The sequence below is a fragment of the Corynebacterium limaceinasi genome, from assembly GCF_046717465.1.
Taxonomy (GTDB): domain Bacteria; phylum Actinomycetota; class Actinomycetes; order Mycobacteriales; family Mycobacteriaceae; genus Corynebacterium.
Window position 1 is genome coordinate 2247648 of sequence record NZ_CP177100.1, and the last position, 24115, is coordinate 2271762.

The 24115-nt window shown below is 60.1% G+C and carries 21 protein-coding genes; 11 read left to right on the forward strand and 10 right to left on the reverse strand.

Features of this window, described 5'->3' with window-relative positions; all coding sequences use genetic code 11:
• The first annotated feature begins 19 nt into the window (after positions 1-19).
• Positions 20-1252: an FAD-binding oxidoreductase gene (locus ACLI1Q_RS10875; protein ID WP_284849527.1), complete on the forward strand. Its 1233-nt coding sequence runs from the start codon at positions 20-22 to the stop codon at positions 1250-1252.
• On the opposite strand, the gene ACLI1Q_RS10880 is transcribed toward ACLI1Q_RS10875, so the two are convergent.
• Positions 1249-2064 carry a carbon-nitrogen hydrolase family protein gene (locus tag ACLI1Q_RS10880; protein ID WP_411696992.1) on the reverse strand — a complete coding sequence of 272 codons (816 nt, stop codon included), beginning with the start codon at positions 2062-2064 and terminating at the stop codon, positions 1249-1251. The genes ACLI1Q_RS10875 and ACLI1Q_RS10880 overlap by 4 nt on opposite strands.
• Before the next feature lie 92 nt (positions 2065-2156).
• Here ACLI1Q_RS10880 and ACLI1Q_RS10885 point away from each other — a divergent pair, with 92 nt between their 5' ends.
• Together ACLI1Q_RS10885 and ACLI1Q_RS10890 are read left to right on the forward strand one after the other, a co-directional pair.
• On the forward strand, positions 2157-2420 hold the full coding sequence (locus tag ACLI1Q_RS10885; RefSeq protein WP_284849529.1) for a hypothetical protein: 264 nt from the start codon (positions 2157-2159) through the stop codon (positions 2418-2420).
• Positions 2417-3595, forward strand: a complete 1179-nt coding sequence (locus ACLI1Q_RS10890) for an alpha/beta hydrolase (protein ID WP_284771671.1) — start codon at positions 2417-2419, stop codon at positions 3593-3595. Before ACLI1Q_RS10885 ends, ACLI1Q_RS10890 begins: the two co-directional genes overlap by 4 nt.
• A 14-nt stretch (positions 3596-3609) precedes the next feature.
• Here the strand turns inward: ACLI1Q_RS10890 and ACLI1Q_RS10895 are convergent, their stop codons facing one another.
• From ACLI1Q_RS10895 to dnaK, 5 genes are all read right to left on the reverse strand, one after another.
• Positions 3610-5130: an aldehyde dehydrogenase family protein gene (locus tag ACLI1Q_RS10895; RefSeq protein ID WP_284771670.1), complete on the reverse strand. Its 1521-nt coding sequence runs from the start codon at positions 5128-5130 to the stop codon at positions 3610-3612.
• A 333-nt stretch (positions 5131-5463) separates the two neighbouring features.
• Positions 5464-6000: a heat shock protein transcriptional repressor HspR gene (locus ACLI1Q_RS10900; RefSeq protein ID WP_284771669.1), complete on the reverse strand. Its 537-nt coding sequence runs from the start codon at positions 5998-6000 to the stop codon at positions 5464-5466.
• Positions 6001-6020: 20 nt separating this feature from the next.
• Entirely contained in the window at positions 6021-7226 is a 1206-nt protein-coding gene (gene dnaJ, locus ACLI1Q_RS10905) for a molecular chaperone DnaJ (protein WP_284771668.1), read from the reverse strand.
• Positions 7227-7325: 99 nt separating this feature from the next.
• On the reverse strand, positions 7326-8048 hold the full coding sequence (grpE, locus tag ACLI1Q_RS10910; protein ID WP_284849531.1) for a nucleotide exchange factor GrpE: 723 nt from the start codon (positions 8046-8048) through the stop codon (positions 7326-7328).
• Entirely contained in the window at positions 8048-9910 is a 1863-nt protein-coding gene (gene dnaK / locus ACLI1Q_RS10915) for a molecular chaperone DnaK (protein ID WP_284849532.1), read from the reverse strand. The genes grpE and dnaK overlap by 1 nt, the downstream gene beginning before the upstream one ends.
• A gap of 460 nt (positions 9911-10370) precedes the next feature.
• Here dnaK and ACLI1Q_RS10920 point away from each other — a divergent pair, with 460 nt between their 5' ends.
• From ACLI1Q_RS10920 to ACLI1Q_RS10945, 6 genes are all read left to right on the forward strand, one after another.
• Positions 10371-10556: a hypothetical protein gene (locus ACLI1Q_RS10920; RefSeq protein ID WP_023024121.1), complete on the forward strand. Its 186-nt coding sequence runs from the start codon at positions 10371-10373 to the stop codon at positions 10554-10556.
• A 205-nt stretch (positions 10557-10761) separates the two neighbouring features.
• The gene (locus ACLI1Q_RS10925; protein ID WP_284771665.1) at positions 10762-11940 is read left to right on the forward strand and encodes a sensor histidine kinase; all 1179 of its coding nucleotides are present in this window, start codon (positions 10762-10764) and stop codon (positions 11938-11940) included.
• A gap of 91 nt (positions 11941-12031) precedes the next feature.
• Positions 12032-12187 (forward strand): hypothetical protein, encoded by a 156-nt coding sequence (locus ACLI1Q_RS10930; protein WP_284771664.1) that lies wholly within the window; start codon positions 12032-12034, stop codon positions 12185-12187.
• Entirely contained in the window at positions 12172-12846 is a 675-nt protein-coding gene (locus ACLI1Q_RS10935) for a response regulator transcription factor (protein WP_284771663.1), read from the forward strand. The genes ACLI1Q_RS10930 and ACLI1Q_RS10935 overlap by 16 nt, the downstream gene beginning before the upstream one ends.
• Before the next feature lie 602 nt (positions 12847-13448).
• Positions 13449-16889 carry a bifunctional proline dehydrogenase/L-glutamate gamma-semialdehyde dehydrogenase gene (locus ACLI1Q_RS10940; RefSeq protein WP_411696993.1) on the forward strand — a complete coding sequence of 1147 codons (3441 nt, stop codon included), beginning with the start codon at positions 13449-13451 and terminating at the stop codon, positions 16887-16889.
• Positions 16890-17032: 143 nt separating this feature from the next.
• Entirely contained in the window at positions 17033-18493 is a 1461-nt protein-coding gene (locus ACLI1Q_RS10945) for an AI-2E family transporter (protein ID WP_284771661.1), read from the forward strand.
• A gap of 67 nt (positions 18494-18560) precedes the next feature.
• Here ACLI1Q_RS10945 and ACLI1Q_RS10950 read toward each other — a convergent pair whose 3' ends face one another.
• Positions 18561-19151, reverse strand: coding sequence for a nucleosidase (locus ACLI1Q_RS10950; RefSeq protein WP_284771660.1), 591 nt, complete (start codon positions 19149-19151; stop codon positions 18561-18563).
• A 216-nt stretch (positions 19152-19367) separates the two neighbouring features.
• Between ACLI1Q_RS10950 and ACLI1Q_RS10955 the strand changes: the two genes are divergently transcribed.
• Together ACLI1Q_RS10955 and ACLI1Q_RS10960 are read left to right on the forward strand one after the other, a co-directional pair.
• Positions 19368-20006: a hypothetical protein gene (locus tag ACLI1Q_RS10955; RefSeq protein ID WP_411696994.1), complete on the forward strand. Its 639-nt coding sequence runs from the start codon at positions 19368-19370 to the stop codon at positions 20004-20006.
• 206 nt (positions 20007-20212) lie between these two features.
• Entirely contained in the window at positions 20213-20842 is a 630-nt protein-coding gene (locus tag ACLI1Q_RS10960) for a hypothetical protein (protein WP_284771658.1), read from the forward strand.
• A 140-nt stretch (positions 20843-20982) separates the two neighbouring features.
• Here the strand turns inward: ACLI1Q_RS10960 and ACLI1Q_RS10965 are convergent, their stop codons facing one another.
• From ACLI1Q_RS10965 to ACLI1Q_RS10975, 3 genes are read right to left on the reverse strand one after another with little or no spacing between them, the layout of a single operon-like run.
• Positions 20983-22266, reverse strand: coding sequence for a sulfate adenylyltransferase subunit 1 (locus ACLI1Q_RS10965; protein WP_284849534.1), 1284 nt, complete (start codon positions 22264-22266; stop codon positions 20983-20985).
• The gene (cysD, locus tag ACLI1Q_RS10970) at positions 22266-23165 is read right to left on the reverse strand and encodes a sulfate adenylyltransferase subunit CysD (protein WP_284771656.1); all 900 of its coding nucleotides are present in this window, start codon (positions 23163-23165) and stop codon (positions 22266-22268) included. The genes ACLI1Q_RS10965 and cysD overlap by 1 nt, the downstream gene beginning before the upstream one ends.
• Entirely contained in the window at positions 23165-23950 is a 786-nt protein-coding gene (locus tag ACLI1Q_RS10975) for a phosphoadenylyl-sulfate reductase (protein WP_284771655.1), read from the reverse strand. The genes cysD and ACLI1Q_RS10975 overlap by 1 nt, the downstream gene beginning before the upstream one ends.
• Between the last annotated feature and the right edge of the window lie 165 nt (positions 23951-24115).

The following is a 24115-nucleotide window of genomic DNA, read 5'->3' on the forward strand; positions in this document are numbered from 1 at the left end:
CACACTAGGATGGGAAAACATGTGGGAATTGGGCGAGCACTTCCGGAAGTATGCAGACGACTACCGCGATGCGGTGCATGAGCAGTTTTTCCTCATGGTGCCGGAAGCGCGGCAGGTCTTTTCCCTTTCTATGCAGGACACCCACCGGTCCATGGTGCACGCATTGGCGTGGGTGATTGAACATGCGGAGCCCAGCAGCGCCGGTGCTGGGGTGGGGGTTGAGGCCACGCTGCCCGAGGCCGTCCGTGAGAAGATCGCGCAGCTCGGCCGCGATCACCGCAGGCACGGCTTCCCGGCCGAGGTGTATGCGCGGTTCGAGGAGGCGCTCATCAAGGGCCTGCGGGTTTTGGCGCTGACGCGGTACCAATACGACTTCGCTTGTGCCGTCATCCACCAGGTTTGCGAGGAAATGGCCAGTGCGGCGCGCGAGGCGGACCTGGCTGGGGAGGCGCCGGCGTATTCGGGGCAGGTGGTTGCGGTGGAGCGGCCGACGCGCGAAACCGCGGTCATTCGCGTCGAGGCGGGAATGCCCGCTGCCTTCGAGCCGGGGCAGTATTTCCCCGTCACCACCCAGTACCTTCCCGGCCAATGGCGCATGCTCACCCCAGCCCAGCCCAGCGATGCCACCGGCCAGCTGGTCTTCCACGTCGCCGCGGTGGGCGAGGCCTCGCGGTCGCTTGCGCATACCAAGCCGGGCGATTGGTGGACTTTGGGCCGGCCCACCGGGTCCATCTGGCAGGACCTGCGCGCGTTGCGCGGGGGCAGGCTGGTCATCGTGGCCTATGGCACGGGCTGGGCGGCGGCGCGGTGCTTGGCGCTGGCGGCGCGCCAGGCCGCGGATGCGGGCGAGGAGGGCCTCGCGAAGAACTTGTCCCTACAGATTTTCGCCGTTGCGGATAGCCCCGGCGCGCACTATGACACGCATTTCCAGCAGAACCTTGCGGCACTCTACCCCGATCTCAGCCTGCGTCGCATCATCCGGCAGGAAAACGACCCGTGGCTGCTGGGCGCACGGCCGCTTGCCGATGCCGCCACCCACACCCTCTCCCCCGACCCGACCGATGTAGTAGTCAACGAGGTCGAGTTATCCACAACCACGCCCACCCACTTCGCCCTCTTCGGCAGCGCCGAGGAGGTGGCGGAAGCGAGGAAGGGGTTGGAGAAAAGGGGCATCGGCAAGCAGTGGATCTTAAGCCACAGCTGGGGCCGCGACCGGGAGTGGCTGCCGGAGGATTATGCGGCGCAGTCTTAGTCGTTAAGTTCTAGCACCGGCAGGGAGCGGCGCGTCTTCGCTACTTCGTGCGGATCGATATCGGCGTAGAGGATCTCGTCTTCGTAGCCGGCCTCGGCCACGCGCACGCCGTTGGGATCGACGATGGTGGAGTGCCCGATGCCGGTCGGGCCCGAGGGGGATCCGGCCTCCGCGTTGCCGCCTGGCCGGGATTGGCCCGCGGCGAGGATATAGCTGGTGGAATCCAGCGCCCGCGCGGCCGTGAGCAGGCGCCACTTCTCTAGCTTGCCGGGGCCATCCGCCCAGCTGGTGGGCACGACGATGAGCTGCGCGCCCTCGCGCGCCAAGTCCTTGAACTGCTCTGGGAAACGGATATCGTAGCAGACCACGACGCCGACGGTGAGGTCATCGACGTCGAAGGTCACCAAGGATTCCCCAGGCTGCACCGTATCGGATTCGCGGTAGTCAAAGGCATCGTAGGTGTGGATTTTCTCGTAGCCGCCCAGCACGCCAGGGCCCGCGACGAGCGCGGTATTGGATACGCGGTTGATGGTCTTGTCCTCGCGCTCGATGGTATCGGCTGGGCAGAACATGCCGACGACGACGGTGACCTCCAACTCCTCCGCCGCTTCCTGAATCGCGGTGGCGAACGGGCCTTCGAGGTTCTGCGCCTGCTCGTCTAGGCGGCCCGAGCGGAAGTTCTGCGAGGCGGCCTCTGGCAGCACGATAAGGCGCGCGCCCGCCGCCGCGGTCTCACGAATTTTATCCAGGGCGAGTTCTTGGTTTTCCTCGATGCTGCCGGTGGAGGTCAATTGCACTGCTGCTACTTTCATAAACCCCAACTTAGTGCAGCGTCACCTAGTTATCCACAGGGTTGGCGATTTTGCCCTCGCGGCTACAGCCCGCAGCGGCCACGCTTAAGGCCATGACTTATGTAGATATTCCTGAACACCTTCCCGCACATGTAGACGCCTTGAGGGCGCGGCCGGCGGCGGCTATGCCGGGGGCACGCTTAGGCGTGGCCTCCCGGACGTCTGCCGCCCTCCAGCGCGCGGTGGCGCAGTGGTCTGAGACGCAGCAGCTTAGCGATGCCACCGTTTCCGAGCGCCTGCGCAGCCTCCACTCCTTCCTGGACCGCAGCGGCGCGCTCGATTCCTCGCTCGCCGCGAGCTTGGGGAGGACGCGATGAATTTATCGACCGCCCTGCGCCACAGCGCCGCGCAGCTCGCCGCGGACCGCGCTGGTCTGCATAATCACTATGTGGACTCGCACCACGATTGGCTGTCTCTATCGCTGGGCGGGCCCGCGGGCGTGGCGGCGCGCTCCGGTTTGGCGGAGGCGACCGAGTGGCTGAGTAGCCCGCTTGGGCAGATGGAGCACGTCATCGAGGTGCTGGACCGGCACGCGGATCTGCAGGCCTGGCGCGAGGGGGTGGAGGCGCGGATCATTTCTTTTCTAGGCAAGGTTGATGAGTTTTCTGGCCCCGCCGCGCTAGCTGGCGGCGTGCTGCTGCGGGAGGTGCGCGCGCTTGGCGATGCCCTCGATTGGCTCTGCTCCCAAGAAATCGACGCCCTCTGCACGCCCGCGGGGGTGGAACCGCCGCAGCGGCTGGAAGATTTTGCCGATCTTCCCCTCGATACCATCCACGAGATTAACCTCGTCCAGGCCAGTGACCGCGTGGCGCAGCTGGCCGCGGATAACCCCGATATGCGCATCGTGGAGACCAGCCCCGGCCGGCTGGTGGCACTGGTGGATCCTGAGGGCTTTCGCACGGAGCCTGCGTCCGTGACCACGTTTGTCGAAGGCGTGCATTCCTCCGACCCCACTACCTGGCAGCGCGCCGTGGACCGTGGCCGCAATATCGCCAAGGCGAGCGGTGGTCCTGCCGCCGTGTGGTTGGGCTACCAGGCCCCGTCGAGTTTGCCGCGCGCCGTGCATGCCGATCCCGCGCGGGCAGCGGGGCAGGAGCTGGTGCGGTTTCAGCGGGGCATCGGCAAGCGGTATCCAGGCGCGAAGCGAACGGTGGTGGGCTATTCCTATGGCTCCGTCGTGACCGGATATGCGGCGCGCGAGGAGGACATCGCCTCCGATATCGTGCTCGTGGGAAGCCCCGGCACCAGCGCCCAGCATGCCCGCGAGCTGCACGGCACCGTGTGGGCGGCGACCAATGACAATGACCCCATCGCTATCGCGACGGGGCCACTCAGTGGAATCCATGGTCCGGATCCCACCACCCAGTCCTTTGGCGCCACTCCCCTGCCCGGCGCGGATGGCCTGCCCGGGGACCACGGATCTTATTGGGAGGATCCGCAGTTCCTGCGCGGTTTGGGCACGGTGGCTTCCGGGGAATCGAGGGCGGATTAAAGCAGGCTGTGGGTTTAGAAGAGTCCTGCGGGGGCGTCGGAGTACGAGACCAGCATGTTCTTGGTTTCCTGGTAGTGGCCGAGCATCATCAAGTGATTCTCGCGGCCCAAGCCGGATTCCTTGTAGCCGCCGAAGGCGCTGTGTGCTGGGTAGTCGTGGTAGTGGTTGACCCACACGCGGCCGGCCTGAATATCGCGCCCGGCGCGGTAGCAGATGTTTTGCTGGCGCGACCACACGCCGGCGCCGAGGCCGAAGTTGGTGGTATTTGCGATCTCGATGGCCTCGTCGTAATCCTTGAAGGTCGCCACAGACAGCACTGGCCCGAAGATTTCCTCCTGGAAGATGCGCATCTCATTGCTGCCCTTAAAGACCGTGGGCTCGATGTAGTAGCCGTTTTCGAGGCCTTCTACCTTGTTCACGTGGCCGCCGGTGAGCGTTTCCGCGCCTTCTTCTGGGCCGATCTTGAGGTATTCGGTAATCTTGTCCATCTGTTCCTGGGAGGCCTGGGCACCCATCATGGTTTCGGTATCCAACGGGTGGCCGATCTTGATCTTCTTGACGCGTTCGATGGCGAGCTCCAAGAACTTATCGGCAATATCCTCATGGACCAGGGCGCGCGATGGGCAGGTGCAGACTTCGCCCTGGTTGAGTGCAAACATGACGAATCCCTCGACGCACTTTTCCAGGTAGGAGTCATCTTCATCCATGATGTCTTTGAAAAAGATGGACGGCGACTTACCGCCGAGCTCCAGGGTGACCGGGATGACCTTGTCCGCGGCGGCCTTATTGATGAGCTTGCCCACTGGGGTGGAGCCGGTGAACGCGATTTTGGCGATGCGATCCGAACCCGACAATGCCGCACCGGCTTCCTCGCCCACGCCGTTGACGATATTGAGTACGCCATCTGGGAGGAGGTCGCCGATAATATCCATGAGCAAGAGGATGGATGCAGGCGTTTGCTCCGCGGGTTTCAGCACGATGCAGTTACCAGCGGCCAGGGCCGGTGCGATCTTCCAAGAGGCCATGAGCAGCGGGAAGTTCCACGGGATGATTTGGCCAACAACGCCGAGTGGCTCGTGGTAGTGGTAGGCCACGGTGTCTTCGCTGATTTGGGACAGGCGGCCCTCCTGCGCCCGGATGGCGCCCGCGAAGTAGCGGAAGTGGTCAACGGCCAGCGGGATATCGGCAGCCAAGGTCTCGCGGACGGCCTTGCCGTTTTCCCAGGTCTCCGCGACGGCGATCTTTTCGAGGTTTTCTTCAATCCGGTCCGCGATGCGGTGCAGCAAGAGTGCGCGCTCTGCCGGCGTGGTCTTGCCAAAGGTTGCAAACGCCTTTTCCGCGGCATCGATGGCTGCGTTGATATCGGCTTCCTTGCCGCGGGCCACCTGACAAAATACCTCGCCGGTCACGGGACTGATGTTGTCCATGTATTCGCCATCGACTGGCGGCACCCACTTTCCACCGATGTAGTTGTCATAGCGGTCGCGGTAGTTGACGATGGCCCCTTCGGTTCCGGGTGCTGCGTACAAAGTCATGATGGTGGTGTCCTCTCGTGCAGAAATCTCGACTGTGGTTCTTGCCAGGTATAGTCCTTGCCGTGTATGGCTCGGACCACTGCAGGCGTTCTACTGTGGTGTACCTCACCTGCTTTCCAGACATAGTAATGCAATTTTTCGCATTCCGCACTAAATAGGGGTGAGAAATTAACATTTCTTCACCGCCCAAAGTCCGGTTGTGCGGGTGTGGCATTTCCGGGGTGAGGGACTTTTAGGCAGAGATAAACCCTCCATTCCTGTGCGGGCGCTACGCCGTAAAAGGTATGGAGGGTTTTAGTTGAGGTTTCTCGTCCGCAGGACGAGTTAGGCGGTTTATCCGGTTTCGCTACCGTTGTTTCGGCGATTGCGTTTGCGATCGCGCGCGGTGCGCGGGCTCCACATCACCACGGAGGTAGACCGCGGAACGTGGACGAGCTCACCGCTGCGTTGAGAACGCACCGGGGTCCGCGAGCCTTGTGGGCCTTGTGCGCCGCGGGCGTGCTGCCCCTGGGCTTGGGGGTGCTGTGCCCCCGGGCGCTGCCCGGCGGCGAGCTGGTCGCGGAGGGTGCGGACCTCATCGGCAAGCGCATCGCGTTCGGCCTCGAGCTGGTCGCGCTCTTCGGTTAACTCGATGATGGATTTGATGCCGGCAAGGTTGACGCCATCGTCTTGCGACAGCGCCTGAATCTTGCGGAGCAATTCAATATCGCGATCCGAATAACGGCGGCCACCGCCGCGAGTGCGGGCCGGGGAGACCAAACCCATGCGGTCATAGGTGCGCAGGGTTTGGGCGTGCATCCCGGAAAGCTCGGCGGCCACGGAAATGACGTAGACCGCAGTGGCGGAGCCTTCTGCCTTTCCAGTACTCATTGTGCAATGCACCTCCTGCCTTAATTGCTCTCCGCGCCGGCCCAGTCTGCGCGGGGATTAAAGCCAGAGTCCTTTTCGGCTTGTGCATAGGTACGCAGGGCGCTGGAGGCCGCGGCATCGAGCTTGGAAGGCACGGTGACCTGCACGCTCACCAAGAGGTCGCCAGCCTTGCCGGCGCGCTTGGCAATGCCGCGCCCACGCACGCGCAGGGTGCGGCCATCCGGGGTGCCAGCCGGGATCTTCACGCGGACCGGGCTATCCAAGGTAGGAACCGTGATGGTGTCACCAAGGGCGAGCTCGGCAAACGAGACGGGGACGGTGATGTGGATATCGTCGCCGTCGCGGGTAAAGACCTTGTCAGGCCTGACGGTGACCGCAACGAAGAGGTCACCGGCCGGGGTGCCATTCGGGCCTGCCTCGCCTTGGCCGGCGATACGGACCTTTTGGCCGTCGATGACGCCGGCGGGGATGCGGACCGTGATGTTCCGGGTGCGGTGCACCGTTCCGGTGCCGTTGCAGTCTGGGCACGGATCTGTGATGCGGCGGCCCGTGCCATCGCAATCCTTGCACGGCGCGGAGAAGCCGAAGGCACCGCGGTTTTCCGAGGTGTATCCGGAGCCATTGCAGGTCCCGCACGTTGAGGTCTTGCCGGAGGAAGAACCCGAGCCATGGCACGTGGTGCACGGCGCGTTACCGCTTAAGGCCAGCGGGATGGTGGTCCCCTTGGCGGCCTCGCGGAAATCGAGGGTTATTTCCGTTTCGACGTCGGCCCCCCGCGACGGTTTAGCTGAGTGGCCAGCACTACCGCTGCGGTTGAAAACGCTACCGAAGATATCCCCAAAACCGCCGCCTTGAGACGATCCTCCAGTGGCACCTCCGAAGAGGTCCGAGAGGTCGAAGTCTTGCGCACCTTGTCCACCCATGTTCGTGGATCGAAACCCGCCGGGAAAGCCGGCGCCTCCGTTCCGTCCGAAGCCACCGCCATTGCGCAGCATGGCCTTGAACTGGTCGTATTCTTTGCGTTCGGAGGCATCGGAAAGCACATCGTATGCTTCCGCAACCCGCTTGAACCGGTCCGCTGCCGCGGGGTCATCGGGGTGGGTATCGGGGTGGTTTTCGCGGGCAAGCTTGCGGTACGCGCGCTTGATCTCGCTTTGGTCTGCGGACGAGGAGACCCCCAGATCCGCATAATAATCTTTGTCTGCCCATTCGGGTTTAGCGCTCACTGGGCATCTCCTCCTTTCAAGAAGAATCGGTTGTAATTAGTAAAAAAGGGCGCCGGGGGAAGTTGGATCAGTCAGTTCCCAAGGCGCCCTTTTCCCGGATTAATCGGCTTGTTCGGTGCCTTCCGAACTGCCGGAATCCTCACCGGGGTCCGCGATGATGACCAGCGCGTTGCGCACCAGCCTCTCGCCTACGCGGTAGCCCTGGCGCAGCACGGTGCCGAGCACCTGCTCATCGCCGGAGGACAAATCCTGCACGGCCTCGTGCATCTCTGGGTCGAAGGGTTCGCCCTCTTCACCAAAGGCGGTGAGGTTGTGCTGCTCTAGGCCCTTGCGGAGCTTATCCGCAACCGCCTTGAGCGGGCCCTCCAGGTCACCGTGCTGCTTGGCCAAATCGAGGTCATCGAGCACCGGCAGCAAGTCACTAATGACCTTTGCCTTCGCGGTTTCGATAACGGATTGGCGGTCACGCTCGGTGCGGCGGCGGTAGTTGGTGTATTCCGCATTCAGACGCTGCAGGTCTTCCGTGCGTTCTGCCAACTGCGCCTCCACATCATTGGTGGCAGCGCCGGTGGAGGTGAGCTCATCGCCCTCCTCCTCGGCCTCGACCTCATCGGCGTTGACATCAGCCAGCGCGTCTTCGAGGTCAGCATCAAGGGTGGGATCCAATTTGGCTTCTTCGGAGGCATCAGCCTGTGCGTCGTTGGCAGCCTGTGCTTCCTCGGCCTTTTCGGCGGCAGCCTCAGCGCGGTCAGCCGAGGTAGCCTCCGGATCCGTGTTTTCCGGGTCGCCTGGGTTTTGCGGCATTCCGCTGTCCTGAGTCATTACTTGTCGCCGTCCTTGTTGTCGTCGGAGTTCTCGTCTTCGTCCACAACTTCAGCGTCGACCACGTTTGGGTCGCCCTGTGCGGCGCCGGCATCGCCAGCACCCTCGGCGCCGCCCTCTGCAGCCTGTGCCTCGTAAATCTGCTTGCCCATCTCCTGGGATTCGGTGGACAGCTTCTCTACTGCGGACTTGATGGCATCGAGATCATCGCCCTTCAGTGCCTCGTCCACGGCGTCAGCAGCCTCGGTGACCTTGGTCTTGGTGTCCTCAGAGACCTTGTCCTCGTTATCCTCCAAGAACTTGCGGGTCTGGTAGGAGGTGGACTCTGCGTTATTGCGCAGCTCCTGCTCCTCGCGACGCTTCTTGTCTTCCTCAGCGTGCTGCTCGGCGTCCTTAACCATGCGGTCGATCTCTTCCTGCGAAAGGCCGGAGCCTTCCTGGATCTTGATGGTGTTTTCCTTGCCGGTGCCCTTGTCCTTGGCGGTCACGTGGACGATGCCGTTGGCGTCGATATCGAAGGTGACCTCAATCTGGGGCACGCCGCGAGGTGCCGGTGCGATGCCGCCGAGCTCGAAGGAACCCAGCAGTTTGTTGGCGGTAGCCATCTCGCGCTCGCCCTGGAAGACCTGAATCTGCACGGAAGGCTGGTTGTCTTCTGCGGTGGTGAAGGTCTCGGACTTCTTGGTCGGGATGGTGGTGTTGCGCTCGATAAGCTTGGTCATCACGCCGCCCTTGGTCTCAATGCCGAGGGAAAGCGGGGTGACATCGAGAAGCAGCACGTCCTTAACCTCGCCGCGCAGCACGCCTGCCTGGAGGGCAGCACCTACTGCAACGACCTCGTCCGGGTTAACGCCCTTGTTCGGTTCCTTGCTGGTCAGCTCCTTGACCAGGTCAGATACGGCCGGCATACGGGTGGAACCGCCGACCAGCACAACGTGGTCGATATCGCCGACGGAAAGGTCAGCATCCTTGATGACCTGGTTGAATGGAGCCTTGGTGCGGTCCAGCAGATCCTGGGTGATCTTCTGGAACTCGGTACGGGTCAGGGTCTCGTCCAAGAACAGTGGGTTCTTGTCGGAGTCAACGGTGATGTAAGGCAGGTTGATGTTGGCCTGCTGGGAGGAGGACAGCTCAATCTTGGCCTTCTCTGCAGCCTCGCGCAGACGCTGCACGGCGCGCTTATCCTTGGTCAGGTCAACGCCCTGGGAGCTCTTGAAGCGGTCCACCAGCCAGTCAACGATGCGCTGGTCCCAGTCATCGCCACCCAAGGTGTTGTCACCTGCAGTAGCCATAACCTCAACGACGCCATCGCCGATTTCCAGCAGGGACACGTCGAAGGTGCCGCCACCCAGGTCAAAGACCAGGATGGTCTGCTCTTGCTCGCCCTTTTCCAGGCCGTATGCAAGTGCAGCCGCGGTGGGCTCGTTGACGATGCGCAGGACGTTCAGGCCGGCAATCTGGCCGGCTTCCTTGGTGGCCTGGCGCTGTGCGTCCTCGAAGTATGCAGGGACGGTAATAACGGCGTCCGTAACATCCTCTCCCAAGTAGGACTCTGCATCGCGCTTCAGCTTCATCAGCGTGCGAGCGGAAATCTCCTGGGAGGTGTAGTCCTTGTCATCAATGTTGACGGTCCAGTCAGTACCAATGTGGCGCTTGACGGAGCGGATGGTGCGGTCCACGTTGGTCACGGCCTGGTTCTTGGCGGACTGACCAACCAGGATTTCGCCGTTCTTAGCAAACGCTACAACGGAAGGCGTGGTGCGGGAGCCTTCGGAGTTAGCGATAACGGTGGACTCGCCACCTTCCAGTACGGAAACGACGGAGTTCGTCGTACCAAGGTCAATACCTACTGCGCGTCCCATGATTCATTCTCCTTTTTATCGAGTGCAGTTAATAAAGTTGATTGTGAGTGACTCAACTTCTCGTTGCGTCCGAGCGCTACTCTAACAGAAGTTGCAAACTCGTTCATAAATTCTTGAGCCTGTGTCACTCAATCTTTATAACCTCCCACACTCAAATCTTATTCCCGCCGGCTCAACCCTCCTCAAAAATTGTTCCATTTTCCCAGCTCTTAGCCTCAAACTCCACTCCCTCCTACTGCTTCAAACAGGAGTGAACTACCTTTTAAAACAAACTCTTCCACACCCAAAAGCTCCCCAAAGGGCCGTAAAAAGGTGGCCAAAAGTTACCTCACAAAGGATCCAAAAGAGGCTTGGCAGGCGTATTTAACTCGCACATACTGGAAACCACAGCAGCCACTGGTTGCTACCCAGAGAGAGATTGATTTGTAGTTTCACTCCGCCAATTCGAAAGGAAACGTCCATGCTCGACACCCTCGTAAACCTCAGCTCCTCCCTCGATTTCGAGGCAATCTTCAAGGCCATCAAGGGCGCTGCTGAGCTGTCCTCCGAGTCCAACTCCGACTCCGTGGACCTGTCCTCCGTAATCGAGGGCCTGTCCTCCAAGGACAACGCTGACGCTGCTACCGAAACCGCAGCTAACGCTTAAGTAAACCTTCGCGTTTACACTCCTTCATGAAGACCGACTAAACCCCCGCACTTTTCCACGCAGGTTTTAAACCTCGCACCGGAAGGTGCGGGGTTTAGTTGTTTTCATTTGCTGGTTTCACGCTTCCAGGCCTTAAGCTAGGTGCGAGACGCCACAAGCTTTTTCACAACTATTCAGCCTGAGCCCCAAAGAGGCGCATTCCACCGTGACTTTCACCCCGCCACTTCCATTTCGCCACCGCCTTCGGGCGGCGATGACCCTACAGCGCACCGCAGCGCTGATCGCCATCATTTGCTTGGCCCTTACCCTTTTCGCCGCATTTCTCACCCCAACTAAACACCAACTTTCAGCGGCAATCGTCGGGTTAATTTTGACGGCCATCACTACATCTGCCTATCGATACCCGAAGACGATGGCAGTGGGGTTTCTGGCAATTTGGATTATTGCCATCCTTACCGTGGGTATCCCCTACGCCAGTTCCGTTTTCTTAGCCCCGGTATTCCTTGCCGTATTCGCTTTTCGCAGCACCAAGTGGCAGTCGATTCTTCTCTGCGTAGTGTTTTGGCTGGTAGGACTGGTAGATCCTAGTACGTTGCGGCCAGTCCTCAATCCAACACCGGCACTGGTCTGGGGAATTTTCTTGGTCATTAGCACCTTCATCGGCAGCTCACTCGCCCATTCCGCACGGCGCTATAAAACCGCCATGGTGGAGTGGAATAACGATGTCAAGCGCCGACAGTCCGACCTAGCTGAAACCCTGCATAACTCAGTAATTTCCAGCCTTACCGTCAATACCATGCAGCTAGAAGCGCTCAGCTTGGAATATGCCAGCACACCGGGGCTCAGCCGCCGCCTCGATGAATTAAGCGATGCAATGCGCTCGTCGATGTCTGAAATACGCACTTTAACCAAAGTCTTGCGTTCCAATATTGACGGCATCAACGACGAATTCAGTTTTAATCAAGCACCACGCCCTACAAGCCTTGCACAGGTACTGGCCTGGGAAGAAGAACAGCTATCAAAGCTCAACCGCACGCCAATCATTAAGGTAAGCGGAGAAGATTTTTGCCCCCAGTTTTCTCCTTCTGTTCTTGACTCGGTCGTAGCCATCACCAGGGAGGCTTGCCTCAACGCCGTCAAGTACTCGCCACCTGGGGCGGAAATTACCGTATCGGCCCAACCACATTTGGGATGGACGATTCTTACTATCCGCAACCCTATTGCCAAGCCAACGAGCACCACGCCGGAGACTTCCTCCGGCATAGGAATTAATTCGATGACGCGCCTTGCGGCAACTATCGATGCTCGGCTGGAGGCAGGTCGTGTCGATGAATACTGGGAGCTCACGCTCGCGCTGCCCCCGTCTGCGCATGAAGAACGTTAGTTCAGCCACCTTCGCTGGCAGCGCCACCATTCCTTTACTACACTTACGTATGTTTCTTATAAATCCGGTTTTTATATAAAGGAGTCGTGCAATGCAGGCTGCCCTCGCTAGCTTTCTCGCGCCCCTCATGCTGTCCGCCTCTCTCTTTGGCGCAGACCTCACCCCCGGCGATCTTCCGCAAAACAATAAGTACGAGTCCTCGGCAGAGCTCGTCTTCGGCTGCCCAGCCCCATGGTGCTTCAAGTAAAAACTTCGCTGCTCCTAGTCGATGATGATCCACTAGTCATCGAGGCACTCGGCCACTATTTCGCTGCGGCCGAAGATATGGAAATCAGCGCCGTCGCAGAAAATGGGAAAGCCGCATTACAGCAGCTAGAACAACACGATGTCGATGCCGTCATCGCGGATATTCATATGCCGGAGATGGACGGCACAGCATTGCTGCGCGAGCTTAATGAGCTGCCTAATCCACCGGTATTCATTGCTATGACCGCAATGGATAATGACGACACCCTAAGGGAAGTCCTGTCCAATAAGGCGGCAGCCTATATCCTAAAAAGCTCGAAGCCGGCCTATATTTTGGACACGGTGCGCGAGGCCGTCCGCGGCGGCACGGTCGTGGCTCCCCAACCTTTAACGCGCTTATTCCAACAAATGCCTGGCTGGAGCGAAAACGATACTCAATCTACGTCTGCGGTTTCCGCCTCTGAGCACCATATTTCGCCTGCTCAAGCTCAGATTCTCGATTTAGTATGCGAGGGAAAATCCAACGAAGAGATCGCAAAAAGCACTCACTATGCTCCGGGAACGGTAAAGAAATATGTTTCTAGCCTGTTAACCGAATTTCACGCCAAGTCTCGTCTCGAACTAGCGGTCAAGGCACTAAAAGCGGGGTACGGCAAATAGCTGTATAGGCGTGAATGGCTCTCACCCCTAATCGTGGCCCCCCCTTAAAACCCCACATGCTGGGGTTTTCTTTTTTACCTTTATACCCCCACTGCCGATTTTGCTACCGAGACTAGCATCACTATATCGACAACCCTATAATTGATTTCACACACAACTACATAGCATTTCCCGCGCATCATTCGGCGTCATTCGGCCGGTGATGCCCTTGCTAGGACCGGTATAGGAAACCACTACTGGGCTTTCATTCCTGCCTCCCCCCTAGCTCCACATCGCCATAGTGTAGAAAGCAGGTGAGTGTTGAACACCAACTTGGCACGCGTCCGCCGCCATAGCGACAGGCCCCCGGTCCTCACTACCGGTAGCACTATGGCTTGCTGATTCGCTTGGTTTAAACCACCGAGCAGCGGCGCGCGCAACCCGCGTGTTCCACTCATTGCCAGGTATGCGGAGACCTAATCGCCGCATGCTTTCTAACTTTCATAGACTTACCAGCCACTTTCTGCCCCCGGCGCTAAAAGTCACAGAACAAAGGCCACACCGCGGTGTGGGTTGGCCACCAACCTGGAAGTACACGTTTCGAAAAAGAGGTTGAATTTCACATGACTTCTCCCGCATACACCCGCACGCCACTATCTGATGATGTTGAGGCCGTACTGCCTGCCGCCATTAAGCGCGCACAAGGCTGGCTCGATTCGACCGCGGATGAAAAGGACAAGGCCACCGAGCAGCTCGCGGAGCTGTTGCGCGATGACAATGGCGTGAAGTTCACCATGGACTTCGTTGACCGCGTCATGCGCCCAAAGGATGACAAGGTTGCAGCCAAGGCGCTGAAGGACATTTCTTCCCAGTACGATCCTTCCTTCTTGGGCAGCATCAATGGCGCGCTCGTCGGTGCCGGCGGTTTCTTCGGCCCGATCCTGCCTAACCTGGTTATGCCGGTAGCGCGCCTGTACATGCGCAAGATGGTTGGCCACTTGGTGCTGGACGCGGAATCGGATGCACTCAATGACACCCTGGAAAAGGCCGCCGCTTCCGGCGAACAATTGAACCTCAACCTCCTGGGTGAGGCCGTCCTTGGTGAAGAGGAAGCACAGTCCCGCGCGCGCCGCACGCTGGACCTCATCAAAAACCCGCGCGTGACCTACGTATCCGTCAAGGCGTCCTCGATGGTGGCGCAGCTGAACAACTGGGACATCGGCAGTTCCGTAGAGCGATTGAAGGACCGCCTGCGCCCGCTCTACCAGGAGGCCGCACGCCGCAACCCACAGGTCTTTATCAACATGGACATGGAGGAATACCACGACCTCCACCTGACGCTGCGCCTTTTCAAGAGTCTTTTGAGCGAGCCGGAGTTCAAGAACCTGGAATCCGGCATCGTGTTGCAGGCTTACCTGCCCGATACCTTCGATGCCCTCCAGGACATCGCGGAATTTGCCAAGCAGCGCGTGGCAGAGGGCGGCGCCAAGGTCAAGGTGCGCATTGTAAAGGGCGCCAATCTATCTATGGAGACCGCAGAAAGCGAGGTCCACGACTGGCCGTTGGCTACCTACACCAACAAGCTGGACGTAGACGCTAACTACTACCGCCTGCTGGATTACATCCTGCAGGAGGAATTCGCGGACTGCATCCGCATCGGCGTGGCCAGCCACAACCTGTACACCGCCGCCATGGCCTACGAGCTGGGCGTAAAGCGCGGCGTGCTGCACATGCTGGATTCTGAGATGCTGCAGGGCATGTCCCCGGCACAGCAGGCAGCGGTGCGCAAGGTCTACGAGGGCCGCCAGATCCTCTACACCCCCGTGGTGCACGCGGATGATTTCGACGTCGCCGTATCCTACCTGGTGCGCCGCTTGGAGGAAAACTCCGCGCCGCAGAACTTCCTTTACGCCCTCTTCGCCCCGGGCGAGGAGCCACTGGCAAGCCAGGAAGAGACCTTCCGCAAGGCAGTTGCCAAGCGCTGGGATACCTTCGCTGGATCGCGCCGCACCCAGAACCGCCTCGAGGATTCCGGGCGCCAGGCACCGGATTCCGGGCGCTTCAGGAACGAGCCTGATACGGACCCGGCAATTACCCCGAGCCGCACCTGGGCCAAGCGTGCGCTTGCAAATGACCCCGGTGAGCACGGCGTCCAAGAGGTCACCGACCCATCGGCTGTTGAAAGCTACGTCGCCCGCGCCAAGGAATTGGGCACCGAATGGGGCAAGCGCCCCGCCGCAGAGCGCGCCGCAGCCCTGGACGCCGTCGCGGATCAGCTGGCAGCCAAGCGCGGGGACTTCATCTCAGTGGCAGCCTACGAGGCAAATAAGACGGTCACCCAGACCGACCCGGAGGTCTCGGAAGCCATTGACTTCTGCACCTACTACGGCCAGTCCGCCCGCTTCTTGGAAGAGGCACACTCCGAGTTCCACCCGCACACCGTCACCGTGGTGACCCCACCGTGGAACTTCCCCATCGCCATTCCTACCGGCGGCATTGCGGCCTCCTTGGCGGCGGGCTCGGCGGTCATCGTCAAGCCTGCTCCCCAGGTGGTCCACTGCGGCAAGATGGTGGTTGAGGCCTTCCGCACCGCACTCGAAGCAGAAGGCCTGGACCCGGATCTGGTGCAGCTGGTGCTTACTGATGAAGGCGATGCCGGCAAGGCCCTGCTCTCCCACGATGACGTGGACAACATCATTTTGACCGGTGCGTCCGATACCGGCGCGCTCTTCCGCTCCTGGAAGCCCAAGATGAACCTGATGGCAGAGACCTCCGGTAAGAACGCGCTGGTCATCACCCCGGCCGCCGACCCAGACCTGGCCATCCAGGACCTGTACAACTCCGCCTTCGGCCACTCCGGCCAGAAGTGTTCGGCCGCCTCGCTGGTGATTTTCGTCGGCGCTGCGGGCAAGTCCAAGCGCCTGCGCGAGCAGCTGCTGGATTCCGTCAAGACCTTGAAGCCTGGCCCGGGCTATGACATCACCACCACGATGAATGGCCTGGCTGAAAAGCCGAGTGAGAAGCTGCTGCGCGGCCTGACCCAGCTGGAGCCGGGCGAGAAGTGGCTGCTGAAGCCAGAGAAACTCAACGAGGAAGGCACCCTGTGGTCCCCGGGTATTCGCGATAATGTCCAGCCGGGCTCTTGGTACCACAAGAATGAGTGCTTCGGCCCCATCCTCGGCATCATGTACGCCGATACCTTGGAAGAGGCCATCGCTTGGCAAAACAGCACCGGCTATGGCCTGACCGGCGGCATCCACTCCCTGGATGACAAGGAAATCGAGTACTGGATCGACAACGTTGAGGTGGGCAACGCCTACGTCAACCGCGGCATTACCGGCGCGATTGTTCAGCGCCAGTCCTTCGGTGGCTGGAAGAAGTCCGTCATGGGACCGGGTGCGAAGGCCGGCGGCCCTAACTACGTAGCCCAGATGGGCACCTGGACCGATGGCGAACTCAAGCCGCGCGACGTGGATATCGCCCCAGCCAGCGTAAAGATTCTGCAGCGCCTGCGCGATGAGCTTTCTGATGAGCTCAGCCAGGACGATCTGGAATGGCTCTGGCGCGCCGCCGAGCTGGACCGGATTGCGTGGCTCGAGGAATTCGGCCGCACCCACGACCGCACCGCGCTGGTCGCTGAAGCCAACCGCTTCCGCTACCGCCCGCTGCTCACCAAGCTGCGCATCCGCGTGGGCGAGGACTACAAGCTGCGCGATGTTGCCCGCCAGGTACTGGCTTCCGGGATTACCGGCACCGAGACGGAAATCTCCGCCGCCCCAGAGGTTGCCGCCCAGCTGCAGGAGCGCGGCTTCGACGTGAAGTCCATTTCTGATGGTTCCTTCGCTGCCGCCGTGGCCAATGACGAGTCCTCCCGCGTGCGTGCCCTGGGCACCGTACCGGATTCCGTCTACGAGGCAGCGGTGCGCTCCAACTCCGTGGTACTGGACCAGCCCGTGCTTGCCGATGGCCGCCGTGAGCTCATGCCTTACCTCCTCGAGCAGGCAGTCTCCGTGACCATGCACCGCTTCGGCATCATCCGCAACGTGGGCAACCTGCGCGACTAATACGCCGATTGCTGCCCGTCGCGGCAGATTGAGTAAGCGCCCCACCTTCTCCCGCTTTCTTGCTGGGAGTTGGGTGGGGCGCTATCTTTTTCTCTGCTTTTCCTGCGCTATCTCTAGGTGGTTTCCTGTGGCATAGTAGATGAATGACTACGCCAGATAACCACTCCCCTAACGGTGCCGGGCAGCACCCGGGCCAGGACGCGGCGCAGCGCGCGCAGTACCCGTCGGCGCTCGAGCAAAACTCCGTCAACCGCAAAGCCGATGCGAAGAACCCCTATGCCGCGCCGCTAGTCTCCCCCGATGAGTCCCAGTTAGGCGCGGAGGTAGCCACCGCCGATCCCGCCAATCGCGATAATAAGTCCGCCGTGCTGGCCAAGGACTTCCGCAGCATGGCCAAGATTTCGGTGTGCTTTATCCTCATCGTCGCAGGATTGGGGCTAGCGGGTTTCCTGCTGCGCTTTATTTGGGTGGGCCTGCTGCCGGTTATCCTCGCCATCTTGGTCTCGACGGTGCTTTATCCGGTCAGCGCCTGGCTGCGCTCCAAGGGCTTTCCCCGCACGCTGGCAGCGGTCACGACGCTTTTGGGCTTGGTGGTTATTTTCGGTGGCATCTTTGCTGCCATGGCGCCCATGGTCACCGCACAGTCCAAGGTGCTTATTAATGAGGCCGAAGCCGGCATTATGCAGCTGACCAAGATGGTCAATGATTCCCCGCTGGATATTGAGGTGGACCAACTGCAATCGGTCCTCGAGGACATCGTGTCCTTTGCCAAGGGCCAGGCCTCCACCATCGCCACCGGCGTGCTTTCCGGTTTCTCCATGGCCAGCTCCATTGCGGTAGCCACCGTCATCATGCTCTTTATCACCTTCTTCATCATTAAAGACGGCGATAGGTTCCTGCCCTGGTTGCGCAAATACACCGGTAACTCCGCCGCCTGGCACATCACGGAACTTACCTCCCGCGTGTGGAAGACGCTGTCTGGCTTCATTCAGGCCCAAGCCCTAGTCGCGCTTGTCGATGCCGTCTTTATCGGCCTCGGCCTCTGGGTTCTCCAGGTCCCACTGGCACTGGCCATCGCCGTCATCACCTTCTTCGCGGGCTTTATCCCCATCATCGGTGCCGTCACCGCTGGCGCCTTAGCCGTCATTATCGCCTTGGTATCCAACGGCCTGACCAATGCGCTGCTCGCACTGGCGCTCATCATCATTGTCCAGCAGGTAGAAAGCAACGTCCTCCAGCCCATCCTGCAATCCAAGGCCATGGGCCTGCACGCGGCCATCGTCTTGCTCTCCATCACCGTGGGCTCCACCCTGGCCGGCATCGTCGGTGCTTTCCTCGCCGTGCCAGTCGCCGCCACCATTACCGTTGTCCTGCGCTACCACGCAGAGATGGCCGCCCTGCGCGCCGGTGAGGTCTCCCCCGATGACATTGACATCGTCACCGGTTCCAAGTCCACGTCCAAAGACGACGAAGCTGAGGACGCGGACAATACAGACCCTGAGACCAAGCGCACCGGCGAAGAAGGCGACAGCGAGAGCCCCCTCGAAGAGTCTCCTCGCAAAAAGGTAAAACAGCTTTTCGCAGCCATGAGCCCGCTGACTTAAAGAATCCGCCCTTCCCCCGCCCTTCCTCCGCCGTGCGAAACGGCGAGGAAGGCAATGGTGGTACCTTTTAGCGCAAGAAGCCTAAATCGGCTGCGGCGGCGGCCAACTGGCGGGCGCTGCGGTCCAAGACGCCAGCCCAGGTGCCCATCGATTCCTCATTAGCGGAATCAGAGACCTGCTTCAATAGCGTGCAAGGCACACCAAAGCGCTGGCAGGTAGCGGCAATAGAATAGCCCTCCATATCGCACAGCTGGGATTTTTTCACCAGCTCATTGCGCATTGCGGTAGTAGAGACAAACATGTCACCGGTGGCCAGCCCGCGTGCCGGAAGCTCGCCGGAGGTCTCCAGCTCAATGAATTCTGGCAGGAGGTAACGGCTGATATCGGTAAGCACTTCTAGCTTGAAATCGTGTTTGGTTACTTTATTGATCTCGAAGACGCCATCCATGCCATCGACAAGCGCGCCTGCTGTACCGATATTGACCACGCGCTCGGGCAATGCATCGTTAGCGCGGGCCTCTGCCAGTACCTCGGTCAGGGAAATCGCGGCTGGAACCGTGCCGATACCTGTAATGAGCAGCGCTTCACCGTCTGGAATGTGCGCAGCTTCGGCGTCCACAGCGGCGACGAATAGTGTTCGTCCAGATAAATTTTCCATGCCTGCGACAATACCTGCACCCCACGTGGTCGATGGACTCGCCTGCACAGATGCTTTTCCTTCCGCACCGTTGGCAGCACTGTTTTCGGCTGCGCCCGAGTTCTAGAATTCGAGCGACAAGCCCCCAATGTCCCAGCTATGGTTTAAGGACAGTCTTTTCCGTACACCCATTCATATCTCTAGCTTGAAGCTGCGCTTTAGTCTAAGGAACCTCTCGTGAGCAAGAACAACCCTTCGCAGGAACCAGAATCATCCCCCGCCGCAAAAGCAGGCTCGTCGCCGGACGCTGGGCCGCGCGCCAAGGCCCAGGAAGGCACCGAAAAAAGTAAAGGCAAGCGAATCGTGATGATCACCATCGCTATCATCGCTGTTATTGCCTTGGTGGCGGGAGTGACCTTTTCCTTTAATAGACCGGCAAGCTCTACCAATGAGGCTGCGGAGCCTGCATTTTCTGATTTACAAGAATCTTCCGCTAAGAATACGCCCGGTCCGGAGGAAGATGAATCCACCGCCACCGCGGACGACCCAGCGCCTCAAAAGCAGGAAGAGGGGGCTTCCACGAAGGAAGAATCGAAAGAAAAGAACATATCCACGGAAGAAAAATGTGGCAGTTACTACGGGGAAGCAATTGGCCAACTCCATCGGCCCATCCAGTTACATTGCGATGACAGCTGGCTTTATGTGGCCGAATCTGGCACCTCGCATTTCTCGCTCTTCCAGTGGAGTGGCAACGGCTGGGATAGGCTGCGCCCGGATGGCATGATCCATCCAGCGGAAATTGCATGCTATACCCGCAGCACTTTGGAGGAAGAAAATGTGCCAGAAGATCTTATCGAGAAAATCGAGCCATGCTAGTGACAACCTGCCTAGTTACTAGGACACACCCACCGTACAAAAGTCCAACTTCTTAGTTGGCCCTAAGGCACTGAAAATCGCGCTGCACCTCTTCGACCAAGATGAATTCATGCACAGCAGATGGATATAGTATGGCGCGACTTAATTAATTCTCATCAAGTTTTCTACTTCATCCTCCAACCAAAGCATGCAAAGGAGCTCCTTCGTTGGCTAATAATTCTTTGAGTCAGCCGGATCCCTCTCAGCACCAATCGTGGAATTCCTCTTCCCCCACCGGAGATTCGACAGGTAATGCTGGGAAAAGTGGCAAGGCCGCACGCTTGGCGATGATCGTCCTCGCCATCATTGCCATCATCGCAATCACTGCCGGTGTCACGTGGGCGCTCACGAATAACAGCGATTCGGCTGATTCCACTGACCTCGACGCCTTTGTCCCTGTCACCACGTCTCAAGAAGAAAACGAGGATGAGGACGCGGCGGCAGAGAAACCTGGACCTGCGACAAAGACGACAACGGAAACTCAGATCCGCTCCGATCAATCCACTGGGAATGATCAATGCGATGGCCGCTACATCATGATCGTCGAGTCTGCCATCATTCCGTTGGGCGAAGATCCGTCAGCAGAGACGCAACGCGTACAAAACAAATACCCGGGTTCTAAGATTCTTTCCGGTAATGCCTGTAGTTCTCTCCGCGGCCAAGTCGACGGCGGCACAGCATATGCGATCTACTTCGACGCCGGCCACAGCGTGGACAAAGTCTGCGAGCTCAAGGCGACGTACGGCGGCAACGCCCGATCCCTAAATAACAACGCAGACTTCAGCGATCCCTGTTAAAAGGGGCTTCTGCCTTTTCGGCGATGCCTTCATGAAGTGCGCACTACAAATGTCTACAGCTACCGCGTTCTTCTCGGAATCACCCTAGCATCGAGCGAATCGCGGTTGCTGTAGACGTTTGTGCGCTTGGTACACGAGCCTTAGCGCAAACGGTGACCTACGAAGCCGGCGGCCAGGGTATTGCCGGAGGATTGATCAATGAGCAGGAAGTTTCCCACGGCGCCGCGGGCGGCGTAGTCCTCCACGGGCAGTTCGGCCTGGGTCTGGATGGTGGTGTGGGCGATATCGTTCATGGCGACGGACTCGGGATCTTCCACATCGGAAACGCCATCGAGATCCAGGGTGCGGGTGACGGCGGAGACGCGGGCCTTAATCAGGGAAGAGCCGTAGCGCAGCTTAAGCATCTGGCCGGGCTTAATGTCCTTTTCGGTCAGGCCCACAACGATGGCGTCGAATTCGCGGGTGGCCGCGGGGCGTTGGGGTCCGGCGAGGAGATCGCCGCGGGCGAGATCGACATCGTCGGCAAGCAGGAGCGTGACGGAGTCACCGGTAGCGGCGGTGTCGGCGGGGCCATCGGCAGTGTCGATCTGGGTGACGGTGCTGGTGCGGCCTTCGGGCAGGTGCACCGTATCGCCCACGGAGATGGACCCAGCCTTCACGCGGCCGGCGTAGCCGCGGTAATCGGTAGCGTGCTCGCGAATGACGTACTGGATGGGAAAGCGAAAGTCCAGCTCATCGGCGCGGCCGGTGGCGACGGGGATGGTCTCGAGCACCTCAAGGACGGTGGGGCCGGTGTACCAGTCCATGGTGGTAGAGCGCTCGACCACGTTATCGCCCTTGAGCGCGGAAATGGGCACGACGGTGGTATCGGTAATGTCCAGGCGCTGCGCAATCTTATGGAATTCGGCTTCGATATCGCGGAAGACCTGCTCGTCGTAGTCCACGAGGTCGATCTTGTTGACCACGAGGACGACGTGGCGCACGCCCAAGAGCGCGGCCACGTTGAGGTGGCGGCGGGTTTGTTCGACGACGCCGTGCCGGGCATCGATAAGCAGCACCACCACCTGCGAGGTGGACATGCCGGTGACCGTATTGCGGGTGTACTGCACGTGGCCGGGGGTATCGGCGAGGATGAAGGTGCGCTTATCGGTGGCGAAGTAGCGGTAGGCCACGTCGATGGTAATACCTTGCTCGCGCTCGGCACGCAGGCCATCGACAAGCAGGGATAGGTCCATGCCGTCGAAGCCGCGATCGGAGGAGGAACGCTCCATGGACTCGACCTGGTCCGCGAGCACGGACTTGGTGTCATAGAGCAGGCGGCCGACGAAGGTGGATTTGCCGTCATCAACGGAGCCGGCGGTGCATAAGCGCAGGGTATCGCGCTGTTTGAGGGCGCCGACATTCGGCGCGAGGGTCGTGGTCATCAGAAGTAGCCTTCCTTCTTGCGGTCCTCCATGGCGGACTCGGAAAGTTTGTCATCGGCGCGGGTGGCGCCGCGCTCGGAAAGGGTGGAAATGGAGATCTCCGCGAGCACCTCGTCCGGGGTCGATGCGGTAGATTCCACGGCGCCGGTACAGGACATATCGCCCACAGTGCGGTAGCGCACGGTGCGGGTTTCCAGCTCCTCCCCCTCTGCGGGGCCGCCCCATTCACCAGGCGCTAGCCACATGCCATTGCGCTTGAATACCTCGCGCTGGTGGGAATAATAAATGGGAGGCAGCTTTAAATCGCGCGCGCCGATGTATTCCCAAATATCGGATTCGGTCCAGTTGGAGATGGGAAAGACGCGGACGTTTTCGCCGGCCATCTTGCCGCCGTTGTATAGATCCCATAGCTCGGGGCGCTGGCGGCGAGGGTCCCACCCGCCAAAGGAGTCGCGGATGGAAAAGATGCGTTCCTTGGCTCGGGCGCGTTCCTCATCGCGGCGGGCCCCGCCCAGCACGGCGTCGTACTCGCGCTTGGCGATGGTCTCTACCAGCGGCACCGACTGCAGCGGGTTGCGCGTTCCATCGGGCCGTTCCTGCAGCTCGCCGCTATCGATCCAGTCTTGGACGTGAGCGACGTGGAGGCGGGCACCGGATTCCGCGACCAGGTCATCGCGGAATTTGATGACCTCGGGAAAGTTATGGCCGGTATCCACGTGGAGCAATTCAAAAGGCACCGTGGCCGGGGCGAAGGCGCGGCGGGCTAGCTCGAAGACGACGACGGAGTCCTTGCCACCGGAAAAGAGGATGCCTACCTTGTCGAATTGCCCGGCCACCTCGCGCAGGATGTGGATGGATTCATTTTCTAAATCTTGTAGGTGTGGGGAAAGTGTGCTCATTATTCGTGTAACCCGCATTCTGTCTTGCCATCTGCAAATACTCGCCCGGAGCGGGCGTCCTCACCGTCGCCGACTGGGAAGGTCAACGGCGCATCGCCGATGGACCGGTATCCCTGCAGGGTCAGCGGGTGGATGATGAGGTCATTATCTGCGATGTATTTATCGGTATCGTCCAAGTCCCAGGTAATGATCGGCGAAATCTTTAACCGCCCGGTGCGGTCCAGGCTGAGCGCTGGGGCGTGGGCGCGGTGCTCAGAATCGGCCCGGCGCAGGCCCGTGACCCACCCTGCATAAGGATCCATGGCCATGTTCAGTGGCTCGACCTTGCGCATGCGGTTATAGGCGGCGGTATCGCGCGCGTACAGGCGAGGGCCGTACACCTCGTCTTGTTCTTCCGGGCTAAGCAGCGGCAGCACGCGGACTAGGGGGAGATCCGGGTATCGCTTGTCCACCTCTTCGGCCACCTGGAGGGTCTCCGGGAAGTGCCAGCCGGTATCGATAAAAAGCAGGTCAGCAGCGAGCCCGGCGCGATGGGAGAGCTCTGCCAGCACGGTATTTTCCATGGACATGGTGACGGCAAGCTGGCCAGGGGCATGCTCGGCGGCCCACTCGGTGATGTTGTCTGCGGATTCGGCGTAGAGCTTGTCCGCCCACGTGTCCACTAGCTGTTCATTGCGCGCGGCCACCTCGGTGGAAAGCGGCGCGGTATCGCGCGTGCCTTCGGGCGAGATATGGGGATCGCGGAAGGAGTGTCCACCATCCAGCAGGTTCGTCGTTGGGTTCATGAGCTCACACACTAGGCAACCCCGGTAGCTCACGCAGCACGTTTTTCTGGAAACGGCGCTGAGCTTGGCAGAAAGGGAGAATAAAATGTTTTATTTCTAGACCAATCCGACCTAACTTTATAGACAATGTAGTATATTGCGGGCCGACCAGACTTGCCCGAGGAG